The sequence below is a fragment of the Arthrobacter sp. N199823 genome (assembly GCF_002929705.1).
In the GTDB taxonomy this organism is placed as follows: Bacteria; Actinomycetota; Actinomycetes; order Actinomycetales; family Micrococcaceae; genus Specibacter.
The window spans coordinates 279,877-298,580 of sequence record NZ_PJIN01000002.1 but is presented as its reverse complement, the minus strand read 5'-3'; the positions used below and the strand labels follow the sequence as shown (position 1 = coordinate 298,580).

General features: G+C 60.4%; 11 protein-coding genes and 1 tRNA gene. 7 read left to right on the top strand and 5 right to left on the bottom strand.

Features of this window, described 5'->3' with window-relative positions:
- Positions 1-3: 3 nt before the first annotated feature.
- Complete coding sequence (gene argS / locus CXQ93_RS05230) at positions 4-1,656, bottom strand: arginine--tRNA ligase (RefSeq protein WP_104109417.1); 1,653 nt, start codon at positions 1,654-1,656, stop codon at positions 4-6.
- A gap of 65 nt (positions 1,657-1,721) precedes the next feature.
- On the bottom strand, positions 1,722-2,993 hold the full coding sequence (locus CXQ93_RS05225) for a CynX/NimT family MFS transporter (protein WP_104109416.1): 1,272 nt from the start codon (positions 2,991-2,993) through the stop codon (positions 1,722-1,724).
- A 166-nt stretch (positions 2,994-3,159) separates the two neighbouring features.
- On the opposite strand from CXQ93_RS05225, the gene CXQ93_RS05220 reads away from it, so the two are divergent.
- A tRNA-Arg gene (locus CXQ93_RS05220) sits at positions 3,160-3,232 on the top strand.
- A 220-nt stretch (positions 3,233-3,452) separates the two neighbouring features.
- Entirely contained in the window at positions 3,453-4,889 is a 1,437-nt protein-coding gene (locus CXQ93_RS05215) for a glycoside hydrolase family 1 protein (RefSeq protein WP_104109415.1), read from the top strand.
- Between the two features lie 152 nt (positions 4,890-5,041).
- On the opposite strand, the gene CXQ93_RS05210 is transcribed toward CXQ93_RS05215, so the two are convergent.
- Positions 5,042-7,816 (bottom strand): discoidin domain-containing protein, encoded by a 2,775-nt coding sequence (locus CXQ93_RS05210; RefSeq protein ID WP_258068615.1) that lies wholly within the window; start codon positions 7,814-7,816, stop codon positions 5,042-5,044.
- On the opposite strand from CXQ93_RS05210, the gene CXQ93_RS21045 reads away from it, so the two are divergent.
- Together CXQ93_RS21045 and CXQ93_RS05200 are read left to right on the top strand one after the other, a co-directional pair.
- Positions 7,797-7,985 (top strand): hypothetical protein, encoded by a 189-nt coding sequence (locus CXQ93_RS21045; protein WP_258068614.1) that lies wholly within the window; start codon positions 7,797-7,799, stop codon positions 7,983-7,985. The two genes, CXQ93_RS05210 and CXQ93_RS21045, sit on opposite strands and share 20 nt — an antisense overlap.
- 728 nt (positions 7,986-8,713) lie before the next feature.
- Positions 8,714-9,499, top strand: a complete 786-nt coding sequence (locus CXQ93_RS05200) for a bifunctional 2-polyprenyl-6-hydroxyphenol methylase/3-demethylubiquinol 3-O-methyltransferase UbiG (RefSeq protein ID WP_258068613.1) — start codon at positions 8,714-8,716, stop codon at positions 9,497-9,499.
- Between the two features lie 44 nt (positions 9,500-9,543).
- Here CXQ93_RS05200 and CXQ93_RS05195 read toward each other — a convergent pair whose 3' ends face one another.
- Positions 9,544-11,298: an HNH endonuclease signature motif containing protein gene (locus tag CXQ93_RS05195; protein WP_181036059.1), complete on the bottom strand. Its 1,755-nt coding sequence runs from the start codon at positions 11,296-11,298 to the stop codon at positions 9,544-9,546.
- A gap of 857 nt (positions 11,299-12,155) precedes the next feature.
- The gene (locus tag CXQ93_RS05190; RefSeq protein WP_258068612.1) at positions 12,156-13,082 is read right to left on the bottom strand and encodes an EamA family transporter; all 927 of its coding nucleotides are present in this window, start codon (positions 13,080-13,082) and stop codon (positions 12,156-12,158) included.
- A gap of 45 nt (positions 13,083-13,127) precedes the next feature.
- Between CXQ93_RS05190 and CXQ93_RS05185 the strand changes: the two genes are divergently transcribed.
- From CXQ93_RS05185 to hrpA, 3 genes are all read left to right on the top strand, one after another.
- Complete coding sequence (locus tag CXQ93_RS05185; RefSeq protein ID WP_104109410.1) at positions 13,128-13,619, top strand: MarR family winged helix-turn-helix transcriptional regulator; 492 nt, start codon at positions 13,128-13,130, stop codon at positions 13,617-13,619.
- 123 nt (positions 13,620-13,742) lie between these two features.
- Complete coding sequence (locus CXQ93_RS05180) at positions 13,743-14,600, top strand: hypothetical protein (RefSeq protein ID WP_104109409.1); 858 nt, start codon at positions 13,743-13,745, stop codon at positions 14,598-14,600.
- Positions 14,601-14,636: 36 nt separating this feature from the next.
- Positions 14,637-18,599 (top strand): ATP-dependent RNA helicase HrpA, encoded by a 3,963-nt coding sequence (gene hrpA / locus CXQ93_RS05175; RefSeq protein ID WP_104109408.1) that lies wholly within the window; start codon positions 14,637-14,639, stop codon positions 18,597-18,599.
- Positions 18,600-18,704: the final 105 nt, after the last annotated feature.

Below are 18,704 nucleotides of genomic sequence, written 5' to 3'. Positions count from 1 at the left end.
GCGTTACATCCGTTCCGGGGCAGAGACACCCAGCAAAGCCAGGCCATTGGCAAGAACCTGACCCACGGCGTCGTTGAGCCAGAGGCGGGTCCGGTTCACATCGGTGACAGCCTCTTCACCCATGGGGGTGACGCGGCAGGCGTCGTACCAACGGTGGTAAGCCCCGGCAATGACTTCCAGGTGACGGGCCGCGCGGTGCGGTTCGCGGAAGGCGGCAGCTTGGGCAAGAACGCCCGGGTACTGACCCAGGACAGCCAACAGCTCGGACTCAGTTGCGTGATTCAGGGCTGCGGCGTCGAAAGCTGTGCGTTCAACGTTGGCGGCTGCGGCATTACGGGCCACGGCGCAGGTGCGGGCGTGGGCGTACTGCACGTAGAACACCGGGTTCTCGTTGGATTTTTTGGTCAGCACGTCCAGGTCAATGTCAATGTTGGAGTCACTGGAGAAGCGGGCCAGCTGGTAGCGGGCGGCGTCGGTGCCAACAATCTCCACGAGGTCTTCCATGGTGACCACGGTGCCGGCACGCTTGGACATGCGCACAGGCTTGCCGTCCTGCACCAGGTTCACCATCTGACCGATGAGAACTTCAACGCGGTTGGCGTCATCGCCCATGGCGGCCGCGGCGGCCTTCAGGCGGGCAACATAGCCGTGGTGATCTGCGCCCAGCATGTAGATGCACAGGTCGAAGCCGCGGTCACGCTTGTTCTTGAAGTAGGCAATATCCCCGGCAATGTAGGCTGCGTTACCGTCACTCTTGATGACCACGCGGTCCTTGTCGTCGCCGTAATCGGTGGAGTTCAACCACCAGGCGCCGTCCTTGAGGTACATATTGCCGGAGCCCTTGAGCTGGTCAAGGAGCTTCTCCACAGCACCGTCTTCAAAGAGGGAGTTCTCGTGGAAGTACACGTCAAAGTCCACGCCGAACTCGTGCAGGGAATTGCGGATGGCCGCGAACATGAGCTCGACGCCCTGGGCGCGGAATTCTTCCTGCGGGTCCTCTGATTCGAGGATGCCGGGGTTGTTTGCCATGACCTCTGTGGCGATGTCCACGATGTACGCTCCGCCGTACCCATCTTCCGGAGCGGGCTCACCCTTGGCGCTGGCCAGCAATGAACGGGCAAACTTATCAATTTGGTTGCCGTGGTCATTGAAGTAGTACTCACGGGTGACATCGGCGCCCTGAGACTGGAAAATACGAGCCAGGGAATCGCCTACGGCGGCCCAACGGGTACCACCCAAGTGGATGGGGCCGGTGGGGTTGGCTGAGACAAATTCCAGGTTGATCTTGGTGCCGGCCATGGCGGTGTTGGTACCGAAGGCCTCACCGGCTTCAACAATGGCCTTGGCCAATTCACCGGCAGCAGCGGCGTCAACGGTGATGTTCAGGAAGCCGGGGCCAGCGATGTCCACCTTGGAAACGCCCGGAATTTCGCTCAAGCGAGTCTGCAAAATCTCGGCAATTTTGCGCGGCGGAACACCAGCGGGCTTGGCCAGCTGGAGCGCGATGTTGGTAGCCCAATCGCCGTGCTCGCGGCTCTTGGGGCGGTCCACCTTGACGTCAGTGGGCAGGGCCTCGGCGGGAACAGAAAGTTCACCGGCGTCGACGGCATCTTTTAGGCAAGTGGTAATGGCGGCAGAAAGTTCTTCAGGAGTCACACCCCTAAGTGTACGGTTCCAGCCGTTCCCTCCCCCAATCCGCTACCTAGCGGCCCAAAATGTGGTCAGCCGGCAGCTGGCGCGAAATCGTCCTCGAGCATCTTGGGGCGGCAAATGATCCAGGCGCCTGCGCCCAACAGCAACAACGTGACAAACAAGAACATGAACGGTGCGGTCCATGAACCCGTCCACTGGTGCAGCAGACCAAAGAACAGGGGCCCGGTGCAGGCCAGGGCATATCCCATCCCTTGGCTAAATCCGGAGAGCAGTCCCGCGCCGATCTGCGTACGTGTGCGGTGATTGATCAGCAACAGTGACAACGGGAACGTGCCAGGACCCAGACCGGCCAGTGACACCCAAAGCCACGTTCCGCTGGCGGGCGAGAGTAGCAGCCCCAGGTAACCGGCCACGAAACACGCAAGCATCACCACAACCGCGGGGAACGGGTTGCGCATCTTGGCTGCAATCAGCGGGATGGTCAGGCTCAGGGGCAGACCCAGCGCCGCAAACAGGGCGAGCATGGAACCGGCCTGTCCTCGATCGAGCCCCGCTTCCGTGAGAATTTCAGGCAACCAGGCAAACATCGAGTAGGTGTTCAGGGACGTACAGCCAAACATGAACATCAGCCCCCACGCGGTGGGCGAGCGCCACAGATTCATCTTTGGCGCGGGCGCTGTGGGTACCGGCCCTGGGGCGAAGCGAACCGTCTTTTCGCTCTGAAGTACGGCGGCGGTCGGTGCGTTAACAGCGCTGGTGGGGGCCGGCGTCGTGCGTGGAGAAATGAGCGCCACGAGCCACGGGATCAAGGCGATGGTGCTGAGCCCTGACCAGGCGGCGAGGGAGAACTGCCAGCTGGTGGCGTCGGCAATGGGGACCGAAAGCTGTGCGGGCAGGGCCGTGCCAATAGAGATGGAGGTGACGTACAGCGCCGTCATCAGGCCGATCTTGGTGGGGAAATGCTTCTTGACCAACGGCGGCAGCAGCACATTCCCGGCGCCGAGCCCGCCGAATGCCACCACAGAGAACAGCAGGAACAGCGGCGTGGTAGGGGCCAAAACCCTGGCGACCTGACCCACGATTCCCACCACGATGGCTAGGACAATGAGTCTTTCCAGCGATGCCCAACGGATCATATACGGCGTCAGGAAGCCGAAAACGGCGAAGGCCGCGGTGGGGAGCATGCCCAGGATGCCGATGGTTGCGGTGCTCAGCGGGAGATCGTCGTTGATGGTTGAGATCAGCGGCGGAACCACTGTTACGGCGGCGCGAAGTGTCAAGGCAGTCAGGATGATGGCAGCGACGAAAAGCCATGCTTTGTACTGTTTCTTCACGATCACGAGTTCCCCATTGCTCCAACATTACCTGCCAAATCACAGGCCACGGACTTGGTGTTTTACTTCCGGATTTACATCGGTTTTTCATCGGGTTTTACATCGGTTTTACATCCGACGCCCTACACCTGCTAAGCTCTTTCTCGTTCCCATTGGCAGCCACGGTTGCCACGCCTTCGTAGCTCAGGGGATAGAGCGTCGGTTTCCGGTACCGTAGGTCGGGGGTTCGAATCCCTCCGAGGGCACTTTCATATGGCACGATCACAACTGCGACACGGTATACCGTGTCGCAGTTTTGTTTTCCCTGGCCAGGGCTGAGATTGAGGGCTGAGATTGCGGGCTGAGATTTCCCAGGGCCACGCGGCGGCTGCTTTTCCGGCAGGCAGTTTTTCGGCAGGCAGAATCGTTGACTTCCCGTAAGCAATCGGGAAGGCTCGGGCCACGGATAGTCTCTGAAAGGCCGCCATGGAAAAGCCCGAGTTCCCGCTGTTTCCCGCCGACTTTGTGTGGGGTGTTTCCACAGCTGCCTACCAAATTGAAGGAGCCGTGCGGGAAGGCGGCCGCGGCCCGTCAAGTTGGGACGCCTTCGTGGCTGAGCCCGGACGTGTCAGCAACGGTGACACCGGCGAGATGGCCAGCGACCACTACCACCGCTACCCCGAAGACATCGCCCTCATGAAGGAGCTCGGTGTTGGCGCCTACCGTTTTAGCTTCTCTTGGTCACGGGTGCAGCCCACCGGCAAAGGTGCGGTGAACGGCGTCGGACTTGGGTTTTACGACAAACTGGTAGACGGACTTCTCGAGGCCGGCATTGCCCCGAGCCCCACCCTGTTCCATTGGGATACGCCCCTGGAACTGGAGCAGGCGGGCGGTTGGCTCAACCGGGACACGGCCGCACGCTTTGCCGATTGCGCCCAGATCCTTGGCGAGCATTTTGCGGACAGGATTCCCCGGTGGATCACCATCAACGAGCCAGTGGTTGTGACTATGCTTGGCTACGGCGCAGGCATTCACGCCCCCGGATTAGCACTCGGCTTTGACGCGCTCCCAGCCGCGCACCACCTGTTGCTGGCACACGGACTTGGCGTTCAGGCGCTACGAGCTGCGGGTGCCGGCAATATTGGCATCGCCAACAACCATGCGCTGACGTGGCCAGCCAGCGAGAGCGCGGGCGATTTGCAGGCCGCCGGGATCTACGACAACCTCACGAACTGGATCTTCGCAGACCCCATCCTCGAGGGCGCCTACCCGGAGGCCTTGGCACCATTCCTGCCGCCCATGCCCGACGCCGATCTGGCCATCATTTCCACGCCAATTGACTGGTATGGCATCAACTCATACAACCCTGCCATGGTTGGGGCACCCCTTACTGGGACACCACCGGGGGCATCGCCCACGGGTACTTCAGCCGGGACATCAGCTACCGAGGAGGCTGCCCTCATAGACGGGCACGCTTTGGACCCTTCGCTGCCGTTCTCTCTCCGCGAGATTACGGGTTACCCGCGCACCGACTTTGACTGGCCCATAGTTCCCGGGGCTTTCACTGAGCTACTGGTGGGCTTCAAGGAGCGCTACGGGGATCAGCTGCCGCCCATTTACATCACTGAGAACGGTGCAGCCATCAATGACGGCCTGGATCACGAGGGCCGGGTGCGTGATGTGCGACGGATTGACTACACGGATGCCCACCTGCGAGCGCTTCATGACGCCATGACAGCCGGGGTGGATGTGGGGGGCTACTTCCATTGGTCACTCATAGATAACTTTGAGTGGGCCGCGGGGTACTCTCAGCGCTTTGGGTTGGTTCACATTGACTACGAAACCCAGAAGCGAACACCGAAGGATTCCTATTACTGGTATCAGGAGCTCATCCGGGCGAACGGCGTCGCCAACCTGCGGTAATCCGACTTCGTTAGTACAGCTTCGCCACGGCAACTGCGCTCATGAATACTGCGCTGATGAAAGTCCGCCCATGGAAAGTCCGCGGCAGTCTCCCTCGTAGGGGAAATGCCGCGGACTTTCCAAGCTAGTGGTTGCGAATGCTAGCTGGATGCCTAGACTTCGTGCCCACCGCGAGTACTCCGACTGCGGAACAGCGTCAACGCCCCCAATCCCATCAGGAGCATCCCGATCAGGCCAAACATAGCCACGCTGGCTCCCGTACTGGCCAAACCGGTGTCCGTAGCGGCCGGAACCGTGGTCGGCGCCGTCGGCGTCTCCGTAGCAACCGGGTTCGTCGGATCAGCTGGAGTGTCCGTCACTACCGGATCAGTCGGCTCATCCGTCACTACCGGGTCGGTCGGCTTATCCGTCAGTACCGGATCAGTCGGCTCGTCCGTCACGACAGGCTCCGTCGGCTCGGGTGACGGTGAAGCGCCGGGCGTATTGAGCGCCAGACTAACGTAACCGGCGAACTCTTCGTCACCGCTGGTAGCGCGGTAGTCAACCAAGGTGGGCTGGTATCCCGCCACCGTGAAGGGGGCCGTGTAGGCGGTCCAACTTCCACCGCCAATGCGGTACTCGATCACGGCATCAGCAGCCGAAGCGCCGGTTGCTGCCAGCGTAACTGTGGGTTCGACGTCGAAGGTCCCGTCAACATTAGGTTCGCCATCCAGCGCGCCGGCAATGCCGAGTCCTGTGACATTGGTGTTTCGAACCTCAATCTCATAAGCGGAGAGATAGATGCCCATGTTGGCGACCTGGACCTCGACCTTGATGTGGCGTGCCGTTACGGGGTCGAAGGACACAACATCTGTGCGCTTGTTTTCCGCCATACCGGTCTTGGTGGCCACAACAGTCCAACTGCGCCCGTCCTTTGAAGTGGAGACGGTGTAGTCCTTGGCGGAGGCACCTTCCCAGGCAATGGTGACCTCGTTGATGGTCTGTTCCTTGCCCAGATCACCGGCAATCCAACGGGTCCCGTTGTAGTTGGCGGACCAGCGGGTGGCTAGGTTTCCGTCAAAAGCCTGGTTGGCGGGCAGACTTGGCGCCTCATTGCCCGAAGCAGTCGCCACGGCGCCAAGCGCCACGTTGGTGACTCCTTGTACACCCAGGCTCCACGCACCCACAGAATCGAAGCCAGCGGAAGGTGTCAGGCCGGCCAGGCGGACGAATCGCGCCTCAGTGGTGGGGAAAGTGAGCTGGTCTGGACCGGCACCGGCTACCTCGTGGGCCGTTACCTTATCCCAGAACAGCCCGTCCTTGGACGTTTCCACGGCGTAACCTGCCGGAGCATTGGCGGCCCATTCGGCGGAGATCCCACCGACTTTTTGGACGGAGCCAAGGTCGACTTCCAAGACTGCGGCCTTGTTGTCTGGCGACTCCCAGCGAGTGTTCTGATCACCATCGGTGAGGCTCGACGCCGGGTGGCCGGACCTAGTTGATGTGGCAGTTACGGCCTTGCCACTTGCCAGATCCGCGGCACCGGCAGAGGGCGTGGTGTCCTTGACAGTGTTCAGGGACGGGCCCATGCCAACCTTGTCCAAGGCAGTATTGAAGTCTGCGTAGCTCACCGTGGGTGCTTTAGCAGTCCATGTCTTCTGGGCAACAACGGGGAATGAACGCTCGATCAGGCCGTGGACGTCTTGTTCGTTGTAGTCCCTGTCCACCAAGTCATTCCAGACGGCGAACATTGAGCCCATGATCTTACTCGGGTCCACCACTTCGCCCCCGGCCATGTTTGGCAACCCATCGGTGTACAGCCACTGGTTGTTCAATCCACTGCCGTGGTAGTAGTCGGCGAAGGGAACCACATAAAGGGTGCCGTCATTGGTATTGATGAACTTCATGTTGTCTGCTGCAGCGGCGTTCAGGCCATACCAACCGTTGTTCCAGGAATTGATGATTACGTCCTTGTCGTAACCTTCAACACCGGACATGCCGGTGCCCTTGCTCATCTCCGTAAAGCTGCCCCAAGCACCGGGTTGCTTGCCAGTGGCCCGAATATGCTCAGCCATGTCGTTGTAGAACTGACGGTACTGAGCCTTGTTGCCTGGGTATTCGTCAGCTCCAAAGTTGACTTCTGCGCCTTGGAACCATGGCATGAATTCGTCGAAGATCCCCTTGACGACCTCTGTTGTCTCGGCCTTACTCAGGTCGAGATGATCCGACTTTCCACCGTTCAAGCCAATGTCCGGACGCCACTTGATGATGGCTGCTGCATGAGCCGGAACATCAATTTCGGGAATGATTTGGACGCCACGGCTAGCTGCTGTGGCCTCGAAACCGTCCCAGTCAGCACGGTCATAGGAGCCGTCAGCCGACGCCAACCCCGCGTATTTCGGGTTATCTGACTTCAGCCGGAACCCCATATAGGACTCACGCCAATCGCCATTCTCCACGAAGATCTGGTTGTCATTGAGGTGGATCTGAAAGCGGTTGAGCTTGTAGTAACTCATCATCTTGATGTAGTCATCGACGAAGTCCGCTGAGAAAACACGGCGGCCAACATCGAGTATGAACCCTCGAGCCTCATAATCTGGCCAGTCAACAGCGCCGCCTACCGGAAGCTTGTTACGGCCAGCTGTCTGGGTCATGATTTGCAGGATACTTCGAGTGCCGTAGTAGGCACCTGTTTCAGTGGGTGCGGTGACCACGACTTTCTCCGCTGAGACGTCCAGCTTGTAGCCTTCAGCGTCATAGCGTTCGCCACCCGTGGCATATTTATCCGCAATGTCCAAGACCAGGGAAATATCTCCAGGTTGGCTCGTGCCAGTGACAACATCCAGCTCCAAGCCTGTCATTTCGGCCAAATCATCAGAAAACTCCTCACCAATTTGGTTTAGTGCAGCAGAGACAACAATGCGGCTGGTGGGTTTAATTTCCATCATCCCTGCACCCCCGGTCCACTCATGCAACGAAGGCACCACAAGGGGTGCCGGATTGATTGCCGGTGCTTCCGGTGCGGCAACGGCCGGTGACAAGGACGCGATTCCGGCGAGTGGCAAGCTCAATGCCACCACCGCCGAAATCGTCTTCCACGTACTTTTCATGAAGTGAGACCCCTCAATACATCCGCATGCTGCTGGCAGCAGCCTTTATTTCCTGGCCTTCGACGGCCAAGAATCGCCTCTGCCCGAACCTTTTGTGATTCATCACACAGAAACAATTGTTTACCATCACATAGGCCGAGCGCCTCAGTGTCAAGAGTCCTTGCAATACCGTGCCAATTACTACGGGCCACACGGCCAAATCCTGCTGGCTCCTGGCCTGAACGCTCGCGGAATCCCCCGCGTACTTTTCCCCAGCTCCCCTCCCAGAACCACTAGCTGCGGCCTGAGAATCTCAGATCTGATCGGATAAGATGTTTCAATCACTGGATAATTTCTGCTTCATTTTCATCCCCACGTACCTCAATGTGAGTCGCAGCTAAAGTCGCATCAGCCTCGAAGCTGCCACACGGGGCACGGTGCGGCAGCTACTACTGCACCAACTCAGCCAGCCTTCCAAGCGGTACTTTTCACCGCCCTGAATCCTTGTACGGGCACGGGAACGCTGACACTTCAACAGGAATTCTCCGTGAAGTTTTTTCACATATTGAGATCGATCACATAGGCTTTCAGTGCATCTGGCTGATAGCTGCGGTGTTGCCGCCTCATCCGAAGGCAGCTGCTGAGCTGGGCGATCGCGGCAACCCTAATCCCGTTGAGCAGGCCCTGGGAATATTACGCACTGCAAGTGTGCGGTGCGAGCCCTATAGTGCGGGGAGAGCCGGATAGCCTGTTGCCATGACGAACTTGTTTGATGAGAACTTCTGGGATGAGCGTTACAGCGGCAGCACAACCGTTTGGAGCGGTCAGGCAAATCCTCAATTGCTCGCAGAGATGTCTGATCCTGACGTGGCGGCGTCAAGCGGGCTTACATCAAGTGGGCCTGCATCGGGGCAAACTACAGCACCAACCGCCGGGCTGACTCCCGGGCTAGATAATGAGCTCGGCAATGAGCCGCGCAACGAACAACGCAACGATCAAAGTGGGGCCACAACCGATTCTCGGGTGGCGCGTTCAGCGCTCGACGTGGGCTGCGGCGAAGGCGCCGATGCAGTGTGGCTTGCCCGCCACGGCTGGGACGTGACGGCTGTGGATATTTCACGCGTAGCGCTCAAACGCGCCGCTGGGCATGCTTCCGAGCTGGAGTTGGCGGGATCCATTAGATGGGAACACCACAATCTACTGACGTGGCGGCCACCTGCGTTCAGCTTTGATCTTGTTTCCGCCCAATTTATGCACCTGCCCAAGGTCGATCGGGAACCCCTGTACTCCCGGCTCGCTGCTGCTGTTGCACCTGGCGGGACACTGCTCATTGTGGGGCACTCCGCGTCGGATATCCAGGCAGGTGCCCGGAGACCAGCTGTTCCAGATTTGTACTTCACTGCGGCGGAAATTGCTGATTCGCTTGATTCAAAGCTGTGGCAAGTCTTGGTCGCCGAACCCCGGCCCCGCATGGCGAAGAGTCCCGAGGGAAAACCGATCACGATTCACGACGAGGTTCTACGGGCCACCCGCTTGGCGTGACCTCCGCGGTTGCAAGGCGCTTCGTCGCTTGTATCCCGGTTGCCCTAGTATCCCGGTAATGGAGGTGCCGTCGAGATGTATCGATGCCCGGTGGGTGTGTTGACGCAGGTCCTCGGCGGACCGGCTTCGACTCCGGCTGGCGGATCGGAGCGTTCGGAGAACCAGCCAGGAGATTCTTTGGCTCGATTGCAGTCCGAACATAGACCTTGACCATTGTCCAAAGAGGTGGCTCCCCCGGCCGCATAGGCCTTGATGTGGTCATATTCCCTGATTGGGGCGTCGCAGTAGGGTGTTTGGCACCGCTGATCGTGCAGCCTCAGGAATTCCTTCATGCCTTCCGGAAAGAGCCTGCCGTGGGAATCCATGGCTAGAAGCTGATTGGTTCTCGGATGGGTAAAGAGCCGTTTCAGCCAGACTCTGGGCGAGGATCCCCTACCCAAGACCATGTCACGGGCGATGGGGGCCGGGATGGGATCGTAACCGACAAGAATTGCGGGCTCGTTATCACTGCCAAAAAGCGTTCTGTCTGTCATGACCAGCTCTAAGGAGATGCTGGCTTGGTCTACTGTGGTGCACTGCTGGTCTGCTGCGAGGTCGCTCCGAGAACCGGGGCAGGGCATGCCACCCAGCTGCTCATTTGGCCGCAGTTGCTCTTCCTGACGCTTGTTTTCCTGTTGTACGACGCTGGAGGGATACCCGCCCTCAGGTACGCCCCGATGATCACTAAGAGTGCCGGCACCTTCGTTGCATTGGGCGTGATGGATGAGTCGGTGCATCAGGGCGTCTGCCATAATCTGACCCTTACTCCGCTCATCTCCGGTGGCCCTTCGCCCGTCGGCAATCCTGGTCAAGGTGGCCAGAATGCGCACGCCTTGCTTCAAGGGGATCAAAGCGCTCAGGAAGGTCATCCCGTCTGCTGCTGGCCGGAGAGAGACATAACGCTCCCCCGCTGCCTTCTCCTGCCGCTTCACAAAAGCTTTCGGATCGAGGGCGTAGGCGGCCTTCCTCGCTGCGGCAGCTAGTTCTCTATTCCCCAATAGCCCGACGCCGTCCAGGTCACCACAGATGCTGCGGTCAACCCGTTGGCGATGCTCCAGTGATAGAAAAGCCGTTTCTCTAGCAACAATCCCGGCTTTGTACTCGCAGATTTGTCCTTGCGAGAAGGCTCGCATGCAGTACGGCATCTCCCGCACCAACACTTCAGATAATTCACAGAGCTGGCGGCCTCGATATGGAGATTCGTGCCTAGCGAGGGCAATTTGGTGCGCAATGCCCCGGCCCACTTTCTCCTTGGGAGTCCCCAATCGCGCCTGACTAAGCCGTTGCTGCGCAACGAACAGAGCTTGTGCATGAGCTTGCGCGGCTGCCAGTGCATTTTTGGTCTGTTCCAGAGAGCCAATAACGTCGTGCAGCACGGCACCGGACAGCTGACCGACTGCTTCGGGATCAAATCCAGCAGCGGAAACGTCGCCACCCAGAGCCAGGAGCACTTCAGTGGCCAGTGTGGCTTGGGAAAGCGACTTGGTGGCCACTGACCTGGCCGTTGCCACACACTGGATCAAATGGGCCAACGAGGATGTGTTCCTACCTTCGCGAAGGGCCGCTTCAACAGCCTCAGTGGCCTCATCGACCCGGGCTCTATCGCGCTGCGCAAATTCGTGGGCGAGGGCTGCATCCAATTGAGCCAGCATCACAGGGTCGAAAAAGGTGCTGCACCCGTCTAGCAGATCGTTGCTGTGCTCAAGCAGGCCTTGGCATTTGCTCATGGCCACCGCACCCGTGTTTGCGAATTTGGCCACACTGTCTTCATCCAAGGAATTCAGCGCGTGCTGGCCAGTTGACTCAAGGCCAGTTGTGACGGCAGGATCCAGTCTCTGATTGGTGGGCGTCCCATCTGAAGAATTCTTAGATAAATCAGATTCTGGCGCAATAGCTGACCTGGCACCACGGCGCACCATCGAATCATCCGAGCCCCGGCCATGAACCCCCACCGCGGGCGCACTGCCCTCATGAACCCCCACCGCGGGCGCACTGCCCTCATGAACCCCCACCGCGGGCGCACTGCCCTCATGAACCCCCACCGCGGGCGCACTGCCCTCATGAACCCCCACCGCGGGCGCACTGCCCTCATGAACCCCCATTTCGGGTGCGCCGCCCTCTCGTGAGTTGATGGCTGCTGCGCTACCGACTGGTGAGTTGCTTTTTGGAGCACTCACCACGGCATCGACTCCGGAGGAACTCAACCATTCAGGAGCCACCATGCGATTCACCGCCTTGCCATTGAACCCTAGCTCCGCGCGCAATAACTACGGAACCAAGTTGCTTCCTTTAATCAAAGCCAAATCCTTCAACAACTGTCGATTCAGATCGTCCTTGATCTTCTACTACTTACGACACTACGCACACCCACTGACATTTTGAATGCCGAAAACGCCATCTGTGAATAGCCTCGGCATCCGCCCTGGCTGTGGAGGAATGAATGTGGTGAAGCACCCGCCCAAACGCCTCAGTGACTGACTCTAGGGAGTTTTAATCAATGACTGACTCACGGGAGTCTTAAGAAGCCAACCCACGCCATGAAACCGTGATGCAACGCTGGACACCCCACCCGCCACAGCGAGAGGCTCAAGCCTGCGAACGCCTAGTCCTCCAACGCTTAGTTCTCCAACACCGAGCTCTCCGGATGCCGCGTAACTCCATCGCGCCTCGGGCTCCCAAGACTTACCCCGGCAGCTACTGAAACCAGAACCACAGCGATGCCTACTATCTGCAAGGCCCCCATCGATTGACCCGCCACCGCCCAGCCGAGCACAATGGCCACCACCGGGCTAAGCAGTCCCAGGAATGCTGCTGCACCGGCCGGCAGTCTAGACAGCCCTCTAAACCAGCACAGGTACGCCAAGGCCGTACCAACAATGGACAAATACAGATACCCGAGGACGTTGCTGTTCGTCAACGGATCCGTCGGTAGTCCTTCAAACACCAACAGAAGAATGGAAAGGGACGCTCCGCCCGCAATCAGCTGCCAGGCAGTGGTGGCTAATGGCGTGACCGGCCGGCCCGCGCGTGACAGCGGCTGTCCCCATTTCTTGGCCAACACTGTGCCGCCTGCCATGGACACCGTGCCTCCGACCGCCGCAGCAAGTCCCAACGCGTCCAGCCGGGCCTGCGACTGCAGCACGATCAGGGCCACGCCCAGCACGCCTGCCGCACCTGCCAGAACACGTGGAAGCGTCACCTTTTCGTTGAGCACTGCACTCGCCAGCACCGCCACCAAAAGCGGCTGAATCCCGCCTACTATGGCGGCCACTCCCCCGGGCAGCCGGTACGCCGCAATAAACGAGAGCGCAAAGAATGCTCCGATGTTCAGCATCCCCAATGCCCACGACTTCCACCACCATGAACCCTGCGGCAGCTGTCGCGAAAGGGCCAGCAAGAGCAGTCCTGCCGGGAGCGCCCGCAGCACCCCGGCAAGCAGTGGCCTGTCGGCGGGCAGGAACATGGTGGTAGTCAGGTAGGTGGTCCCCCACAACACCGGGGCGAGGGAGGTCATGAATATCAATCGCACATTTTCGCTAAGCACTTAGCTAGTATAACTAAGTGCTTAGCTAATTGCTAGAATGCTGTCATGGCAGACCACCTTGAACGCATCCTTTCCCAATGGAACACGGAAAAACCAGAGTTAGACGTCTCTCCCATGGCAGTGATTGGCCGGCTGAGCCGTGCTGCCTCAGCCGTTGACACCCGACTCGCCGAAACGTTCGCCCAACACGGAATGGACACCTCAACGTTCGACGCCCTGGCAACTCTCCTGCGCAGCGGGCCGCCCTACAGCCTCACACCCGCGGCGTTGGCGCGCGACGCCATGATTTCCAGTAGCGCGGTTGCCCAACGTCTCAACAAATTGGAGACCCGTGGACTGGTCAGCAGAGGCGCCAACCCCGACGACGGACGCGGCACCTTGGTCTCGTTGACCACTGCCGGGAGAGAGCTCATTGAGAGGAGCCTGCCGGACCACCTGAGCGCCGAGCGTGCCATCACCAGCGCACTGAGCCAAGCCGAACAAGCACAGCTGGCAACCCTGTTGGAGCGCATCACTGCGGCCGCTTCAGGCCTCTGACCACGCCTGCATCTGACCACGCCTGCGCCCGTCACCCACGACCTAGTCACCCACCGAAGAATGCCAAGAACTGGCGTGGGCAGGACAGCAGAAGGGCGATCCGATCCATGACAGACTTTCCCAATGACCAAATTGATTGCTGCGCTGGCCATTCTTGCGGCGCTTGCCTGGGGCGTCACCGCTGCCGCACAGTGGATTGCCAAGAAGAAGGCACCCCTGGCGCTCGCAGCCGGGAAGACCCCGCTTCATGCCACGGCCGCCGATCAGGACAGGGCAATGAGCCGGGCCCAGTGGCGCACGGTGGCCGCGTTGGTCTTCGCCGCTGTCATGTTTGCCGCCCTGTTCCGAATTTCAATTGGCCTGTCCGGAGATGAGGGCCTGCCAATCGCGGTGACCACAGGCCTCTCTGCCAGCGGCGGGCTCCTGCTATATTCGGTCCTGCCTGCCGCCAAACTCGCCACGAGCGAGCGTCTCCTGCCCAAACGTGCCTTCGTCCTCCCCGCAGCCACCCTTGCTGGCTTCTTTACCTTCATCGTGTTCATCGTGGCAACAACTCTGGTGCCGGCGCTGACCCTTGAGAAGTACGACGGCGTGCCCCTCCTTCTCGTGGCCGTTCTCCTCTGCGGTGCCGCCAGTCTTGCCTTGCATAGATTGAACACCACAGCCGCGCTTCCAGATCCGCGCATGGCAGCCCTTGACCGCCGCTTGCGTGGCGCGTCAGCCACGAATCTACTGGCCTTCACCAGCGCCGCGTTGCTGAGTTTCTTCGGCATGGCCGCCCTGGTGACAGCCCTGGAGCTCAACAAGGCGGCCAGCCAGGCGATCAACGATTCCGCCCCCGCCCACTGGGCCATCGCCTGCGGTGTGGGAGGAGCGGCACTGGCGCTGGCCGGCGTCGTGCTTCTGATCGTGGCGGCAAAAGGGGCACTCACCCTACGTATCACCGTCCGCAATGAAACCCCCGCAGCGGCACCCGTATAAGGGCCCCGATGAAAACCGCATAAACTGGATGGCACCATGACTTTGACTATCAGCTACCCGCCCTCGCTACCCGTCTCGGAGCGCCGTGAGGACATCATGGCTGCCATCGCCGCCAACCAGGTCACCATCATCGCCGGCGAAACGGGCTCGGGAAAGACCACCCAGATCCCGAAAATGTGCGTGGAGCTGGGCCTTGCCGAGAAGGGCCTGATCGGCCACACGCAGCCTCGCCGGCTCGCCGCACGCACCGTCGCCGAACGCATCGCCAGCGAAATGGGTGTGGAAATCGGCGAAGAGGTGGGCTTCCAGGTCCGTTTCACCGGCCATGTGGGCCCGCAAACCAAGATCAAACTCATGACCGACGGCATCTTGCTCGCGGAAATCCAGCGCGATCGCCTGCTGCGCAAATACTCCGTCATCATCATCGATGAGGCCCACGAACGCTCGCTGAACATCGACTTCATCCTCGGTTACCTCCGCCAAATCCTGCCCAAACGCCCGGATTTGAAGATCATCATCACCTCGGCCACCATTGACCCCGAGCGTTTCGCCACCCACTTCGGCTCCCCCGAGGGCCCCGCGCCCATCATTGAAGTCTCCGGGCGCACCTTCCCCGTGGACATTCGCTACCGTCCCTTGAGTGGTCCGGCCAATGGCGAGGACTCCAATGGAATGGACGACGACGCACTTGACTCGAGCGTGGACAGGAACCTTGACGGGGGCAACAGTGAGGAAGACCGCGACCCGCTGGATGCCGTGTGCGACGCCGTGGACGAGCTCTCAAAAGAGGCGCCCGGGGACATTCTGATCTTCTTCTCGGGTGAGCGCGAGATCCGGGATGCCGCCGATGCCTTGGCCGGCCGGGTCAAAACAAATCCGCGGCTGCGCGACGTGCAGATCCTGCCGCTCTTTGCCCGGTTGTCGCTGGCCGAACAACACGCCGTCTTTACTCCGGGGAACCGGAAGCGCATAGTGCTGGCCACCAACGTGGCTGAAACCTCGCTGACGGTGCCGGGCATCAAATACGTCATTGACACTGGCACGGCCCGCATCTCCCGGTATTCGCACCGCACCAAGGTGCAGCGCCTGCCCATTGAACGCGTCTCCCAGGCCTCGGCCAATCAGCGTTCGGGCCGTTGTGGTCGTGTCTCCGACGGTATTTGCATCCGCTTGTACTCCGAGGAGGACTACAACGCGCGCAGTGAATTCACCGACCCGGAAATCCTGCGCACCAACCTCGCCGCCGTCATTTTGCAGATGACGGCCATGGGTGTGGCGAAGGGGCCCAAGGACGTGGAGAAGTTCCCGTTCGTGCAGCCGCCGGACTCCCGGGCCATCACCGACGGCGTGACCTTGCTACGTGAGCTGGGTGCCGTGAGCGCCCAAGGCGGGATCACCGGCGTCGGACGTCAACTTTCCCAGCTGCCGGTGGATCCGCGGCTGGGCCGCATGATTGTCGAGGCCGCCAAACGTGGGGTTGCCGCCGAGGTCATGGTGCTCGCCGCGGCGCTCACCATTCAGGATCCACGCGAACGCCCTACAGACAAACAGCAACTCGCCACGGAAAAGCACAAGCGTTTCCAAGACGAAAACTCGGACTTCACGGGCTTTTTGAACTTGTGGCGTTACATCAAGGAGAAGCAAAATGAGCTCTCCTCCAGCGCGTTCCGCCGCCTGTGCAAAGCCGAATTCATCAATTACCTGCGCGTGCGTGAGTGGCAGGATTTATTTACCCAGCTCAAGCAAATGGCCAAGTCTGTGGACATCAAGGTCGCAGGCTCCGAGATCGATCCGGTGGCCAATCACGACGCCATTCACATGTCCCTGCTGACGGGTTTGCTAAGCCATATTGGCCTGTATGACCAGCGCAAACGTGAATATGCTGGCGCGCGTGGCACCAAGTTCATGGTGTTCCCGGGATCGGCCCTGTTCAAGAAGTCGCCCGATTGGGTCATGGCCGCCGAGCTCGTGGAAACCTCGCGGCTCTGGGCCCGTGTTGCCGCCAAGTTTGATCCTCTGTGGGCCGAGCAAGTGGCCCCGGATCTGGTCAAACGCACTTATAGCGAGCCGCATTGGTCCAAGAAAATGGGCTCCGTCATGGCCCACGAGAAGGTCACCCTATACGGGGTGCCGATTGTGCCGGACCGCCGCATCCACTATGGCAAGATCGATCCGGAACTGAGCCGGGAGATGTTCATCCGCCATGCCCTCGTGGAGGGTGACTGGCACACCAACCACAAGTTCTTCCACCGCAACCAGGCCCTGCTGGCCGAGGTTGAGGAACTGGAAACTCGCATGCGCCGGCGTGATCTGCGCGTGGACGACGAGACGCTGTTCGAGTTCTACGACGAGCGGGTGGGTGGCGAGGTTGTCTCAGAGCGGCACTTCGACAAGTGGTGGAAGGACGCCCGGCACAAGAACGCCGCGTTACTCGACTTTGACACCCAGGTGGTCATGGCCGAGGAACCGGAGCTCGATGAAGCCGCCTTCCCGAAGCTGTGGACGCAGGGCGAGTTTGAGCTGCCGCTGAGCTACGAGTTTCATCCGACAGCGCCGGGTTCTGCTCCTAACCCGTCCGACGGCGTGACCGTTCAGGTGCCGCTGTTGTTCCTGAATCAGTTGGCCGAGGCCCCGTTTAGATGGCAGATTCCTGGCCTGCGAGCCGAGATGGTCACGGCCCTGATTAAGTCCCTGCCCAAGGCGACGCGGAAGAACTTCATCCCGGCACCGGATGTTGCCCGTCAGGCTGCGGCATCGCTGGCCGAGGACTTCGATCCGTCGGTGGATGCCTTGGAGCCCTCCCTGGAGCTGGCGCTGCGCCGGATCAAGGGTCATGTGATTCCTCCCGGCTCCTGGAACTGGGACGCCGTGCCCAGCCATTTGCGCATGACGTTCTCCGTGGTGGATAAGAATGGCCGCATCTTGGAAGAGGGCCAAAACCTCTCCGATCTGCAGTCCAAGCTGGCCGGAGCCACCCGCCGCGCCATCGCCGAATCGCTCGGAGCAACGCCGAAGACAACACAGGCCGGGCGTCCGGCCCTGGCGCCCGGTGGGAAGAAGGTCCAGGGGACCACTGCGGCTGGTTCAGCAGGCTCGGCTGGTTCAGCAGCCACGGCAGCAAACACCTCAGGCATCCAGGAACGCTCCGGGATCACCACATGGGATGTGGGCACGCTTCCCCGCGAGGTTAAGCGACTCGTGGGAGGGCACACGGTGACCGGTTATCCAGCACTGCTAGACGAGGGCGCGACCGCCGGCATCCGCGTGTTCCAGCGCCAGGACATGCAGGAATCGGCCATGCGCGGCGGGGTCATTCGGCTGCTGGCCTTGCGAGTTCCCTCGCCGGATCGTTACGTTTTGGACCACCTGAGCAACACCGAAAAGCTCACGTTCAGCCAGAACCCGCATGGCAGCGTCACGGAACTAATTGCTGACTGCACCCTCGCCACCATCGACAAGTTGACGCCGGCCGGGCTGCCCTGGAACGGAGAAGACTTCGACGCTTTGTATGAAGTAGTCCGTGCGGAACTGATTGACACGGTGTTCTCGGTGACGGCCGTCGTCGAACGGGTCCTGGCCTCCAATATGCGCATCCACAAGCAGCTGCGGGCCACCACCAGCCTGCCGCTCATCAGCGCGCTGAACGATGTCAAGCAGCAGCTGGAACTGCTCGTGTACCCGGGCTTCGTAGCCAAGACGGGCTTTGCCCAGCTCAGCCAGTTGCCGCGGTACCTGGGTGCCATTGAGAAGCGCCTGGAAAAGTTGCCCTCCAACGTGAACCGTGACGGACAGTCAATGGCCGCCGTGCAGCGTCTGGAAGACGAGTACGACGACGCCGTGGCGGCTTTGCTGCCCGGTCAACGGTCCACGGCGGGCTTGGAGCATGTCCGCTGGATGATTGAGGAACTGCGTGTGAGCTTGTTTGCCGTGGAGCTGGGAACGGCGTACTCGGTCTCCGAGAAACGGATTCGGGTGGCACTGGCGAAGGCCATGGTCTAGCAACGCCGCATCACTTTCCGGCGGGTTTTCGCCAACGCCGCATCACTTTCCGGCGGGTTTTCGCCAACGCCGCATCACTTGTTGGCGAAAACCCGGCGCAGTTAG